At 62.4% G+C, this 2471-nt stretch carries 2 protein-coding genes; both read right to left on the bottom strand.

What is annotated here, in order from left to right; translation table 11 throughout:
• Positions 1-130: 130 nt before the first annotated feature.
• Complete coding sequence (gene istB / locus KJP28_RS19820) at positions 131-859, bottom strand: IS21-like element helper ATPase IstB (RefSeq protein ID WP_083783480.1); 729 nt, start codon at positions 857-859, stop codon at positions 131-133.
• Positions 792-2357 carry an IS21 family transposase gene (gene istA / locus KJP28_RS19815; protein ID WP_008335500.1) on the bottom strand — a complete coding sequence of 522 codons (1566 nt, stop codon included), beginning with the start codon at positions 2355-2357 and terminating at the stop codon, positions 792-794. The genes istB and istA overlap by 68 nt, the downstream gene beginning before the upstream one ends.
• Positions 2358-2471: the final 114 nt, after the last annotated feature.

Below are 2471 nucleotides of genomic sequence, written 5' to 3'. Positions count from 1 at the left end.
TGTCAATCGGCATTGAAGTTTGACCCCCTATCGGCATCCAATATTGACCCCCTTGGTGGTGAGCAGGCCCGGCGCTGCGTAGCCCTCACATAGCGCAGCGGCGGCGGGCCTGCGGGGTTTCGGGTTGGCGCTATGCGCGGTTCTTGAAGCGCCAGCTTTCGTTACCGGTTTCGACGATTTCGCAATGGTGGGTGAGCCGGTCGAGCAGTGCGGTGGTCATCTTGGCATCGCCGAAGACGCTGGGCCATTCGCCGAAGGCCAGGTTGGTGGTGACGATGATGGATGTGCGTTCGTAGAGTTTGCTGATCAGGTGGAACAGCAATTGGCCGCCGGTCTGGGCGAAGGGCAGATAGCCGAGCTCGTCCAGGATCAGGAAGTCGAGGCGGGAGATCAGGTCGGCGGTCCGGCCCTGGCGCTCGGCGCGGGCTTCGGCATCGAGCTTGTTCACCAGGTCGACCACGTTGAAGAACCGGCCCCGGCGCCCTGCCCGGATACAGGTCCGGGCGATGCTGACGGCAAGATGGGTTTTGCCGGTGCCTGTGCCGCCGATCAGGACGAGGTTGCGCTGATGGTCGAGGAAGTCGCCGTTGGCCAGGTCGCGGATCAGGGTCTCGTTAACCTCGGCGGCCTCGAAGTCGAACTCCTCCAGTTCCTTGGCGAGCGGCAACTTGGCGATGGTCATTTGGTATTTGACTGACCGGGCCTGCTTCTCCCTGATCTCGGCGGTCAGCAGGTCACCAATGATCTGTTGCGGCTCGTGCTGGCGTTTGACGGCGGTGGTCAGGACCTCGTCATAGGCGGCCCTCATTCCGTAGAGCCTCAGCTTTCCCATCGCGTCGATTACCTCGGATCTTTCCATTCTGTGTTCTCCTCAGGCTGTCATATCGGTTGCAGTCGGCAATGGGCTCGCAGGCCAGCTTCAGCGCATCCGGGGTGGTGATTGTCAGGGGTGGTGGCGGCTCGCGGTGCCGGGCCAGGATGTTCAGCACGACGCCTGCGGAATGGACATTGTGCGACAGGGCTTCGGCGCAGGCCGCCTCGACCGCATCAATCCCGTCGGTCAGCACGGCGCTCAGGATGTCGACCATCTGCCGGTCACCGCCCGGCTGGCGTTCCAGCTTGCGCCACACGCGGCGGATTGGCACCGGCAGCTCCCATTCCCTGAAGGGCGCCCCGTTGCGAAGGGCGCCGGGTTTGCGGGCCAGAACGGGGATGTAATGCAGGGGATCGAAGATGGTTTTGTCCCGCCCGAAGGCCCGCTCATGCTGGCCAACGATTTGCCCATCCTGCCAGCATTCCAGCCGGGCGGCATAGGCCCTGATCTCCACCGGCCGCCCGACCGCCCGGGCATCGACCGAGTAGCGGTTCTTGTCGAACCGCACGAGGCAGGTCTTGGACACCGATGCGGGAACTGCATGGAATCCATCGAAAGGGCCGACGTAAGGCACAAGGCTCGGGCGCTCGTCCTCGAACACCTCCCAGATCGTCTTGTCGCGCAACTCTGGATGTTTGTTCGCCTTGGCATAGGCCAGGCAGCGATCCTCCAGCCAGGCGTTCAACTCGGCATAGGATTTGAACTTCGGACGCGGCACGAAGAAGCGCCGGCGGATCACGCCGACCTGGTTCTCGACTTGGCCTTTCTCCCAGCCCGAGGCCGGGGTACAGGCCACCGGGTCGACCAGGTAATGGCCGCACATCTGCTGGAACCGCCGGTTATAGGCCCGATCCTTGCCAATGAAGATCGCGTCAACGGCGGTCTTCATATTGTCGTAGATGCCCCGCGCACAGGCCCCACCGAAGAAGGCAAACGCCTTGTCGTGGGCGTCGAACACCATCTCCTGTGTCTCTCTGGGATAGGCCCGCACAAACGGCATCCGGCTGTGGCTCAGGCGCACATGCGCAACCTTCACCGTCGTGGTCACGCCGTCAATCAGGACAACCTCATGGCTCCAGTCGAACTGATAGGCTTCGCCCGGGTCGAAGCTCAGCGGCACGTAGGCAGCGGCGGAAGCTTCCCGGGTCGCCTTCGACCAACTCGCCGCATAGCGCCGCACCGCATCATAGCTGCCGTCATAACCCCGGTTGCGCAGCTCTTCGTAAATCCGAACCAGTGTCAGCCGCTGGCGTTTGGGTTGCCGGTCATTCTCAGCCAGCATCTCATCCAGATCGGACCGCCACGGGTCGATCTTGGGGCGGGGCTGCGTGGACCGGTCATAGCTGAACTCGGTTGCCCCGGACCGCACCACCTTCCGCACCGTGTTCCGTGATACCCGCAGCTCCCGGCAGATCTGCTTGATCGACTTCCCCTGGATGAAATGCGCCCGCCTGATCTTCGCAATCGTCTCCACAACCAACATCCCCAAATCGCTCCCTCAATCCTTTGAGGAAGCTTCTGAACAGAAATATCAGGGGGGTCACTTTTGGACGCCGATTACCCCAATACAGGGGTCAATCTTGCATGCCGGTTCACA

This window comes from Maritimibacter dapengensis, from assembly GCF_019218265.1.
GTDB classification, from domain to species: domain Bacteria; phylum Pseudomonadota; class Alphaproteobacteria; order Rhodobacterales; family Rhodobacteraceae; genus Maritimibacter; species Maritimibacter dapengensis.
This window is presented reverse-complemented; position numbering and strand designations above follow the sequence as displayed.